The 1,320-nt window shown below is 66.7% G+C and carries 1 protein-coding gene and 1 pseudogene; both read left to right on the plus strand.

Annotated features, from left to right (window positions below):
- Positions 1-622, plus strand: a pseudogene (locus EN780_RS34365) (lipopolysaccharide biosynthesis protein); the annotation flags it as partial.
- Positions 619-1,320, plus strand: a 702-nt coding sequence (locus EN780_RS34370) for a glycosyltransferase (protein ID WP_145971033.1), incomplete at its 3' end; no start/stop codon positions are given. The pseudogene EN780_RS34365 and the gene EN780_RS34370, both read left to right, overlap by 4 nt.

Here is a 1,320-nt window from a genome sequence, read left to right on the forward strand (position 1 = left end):
GGTGAGCACCCTGCTTGTGGCCATGATCCTCGGACCCGAGGCCGCTGGCGCGATCTTCGTCGCCGACCGAACGACGCGTTTCGTGGCGCTTGCGCTCAACGGTATCAACCAGGCGCTTGCGCCGCAGATTTCCAGCGCCTTCTACAGCGGCGACAGGGCGCATGTTCAGCGCATCACCAGCCTCGCCGCGCTCGGCAGCTTCGCGATCGCGCTGTGCGTGCTCGCGGCATTCTGGATCCTGGGCGGCTTCATCCTGTCGATGTTCAATCCGGCCTACGCCACGCCGACCATGCGGGCGACGCTCGTCATCTTCGGCATCGGCGCGACGTTCGGCACGGCTTGTGGCCCGATCGAGGTGCTGCTGCAGCTGACCGGCCTGCAGCATGCGCTGTTCAAGGTACTGGTCGTCGTCAACGCGCTCGGCCTCGGCGCCACCGCCGTGACGACCTATTTCTTCGGCCCCATCGGCGCGGCTGTCAGCATCGCCGGCACGGTCATCGCCTGGACCGCCATTGCCGTGTCGATCGCCAAGCGTAGAATAGGCATCGATCCATCGGTCTTCGGGTTCACTATGGGAAGGCCGGCGCTCGCTGCCCGCGTGGCGCTGAAGGGGCGTATGTGAGGATCATCCAGGTCCAGACCCAGGCCGAAGCGGCCGGCGCGCAACGCATTTCCGACATGGTGGGTGAAGGCTTGCGGGCTCGCGGGCACGATGTGCGCACCGTTTTCATGTACAGGAAGACGGACGCCTTCGATGGCGATCCGCACGCGGATTTCGTCCTTGCCGAGCCCCCGAGAGGATTGCCGGGACAGGTTCGCGCGGCCATCAGCCTTGCGGCCTATCTGCGCGCGGCGCGGCCGGATGCGGTCATCTCCTACCAGCACTACGGCAACATCTTCGGCACGATCGGCGCCCGGCTGGCCGGTGTCCGGCACATCGTCGCCAACCAGAGCGGTGCGCCGCAGACCAAAGGGGTGATGGGCCTGCTCTCGCGGATCGACAGACTGATGGGGGTGCTCGGCCTCTACCAGGCGAATGTCGTCAACTCGGCCTGGACGCAAGCGCAGTTCGATCGCTATCCGCAAGCCTACCGGCGGCGGATCCGGCGCATAGATCACGGCGTTCCCGCACCAGCTGATGATTTCGACAAGGCGGCGGCACGCGCCGCCTTCGGCTTGCCCCGCGATGCCTGGCTCGCCGTCTCGTCCGGGCGCCTGACGCAGATGAAGAACCAGATCGCGCTGGTTGGGGCGCTCGAGCGGCTTCCCGATGTCCATGTGGCGCTTGCCGGCGTCGGACCGGAGCGGGACGCGCTAGTC

Source organism: Mesorhizobium sp. M4B.F.Ca.ET.089.01.1.1 (genome assembly GCF_004022605.1).
Lineage (GTDB): Bacteria > Pseudomonadota > Alphaproteobacteria > Rhizobiales > Rhizobiaceae > Mesorhizobium > Mesorhizobium abyssinicae.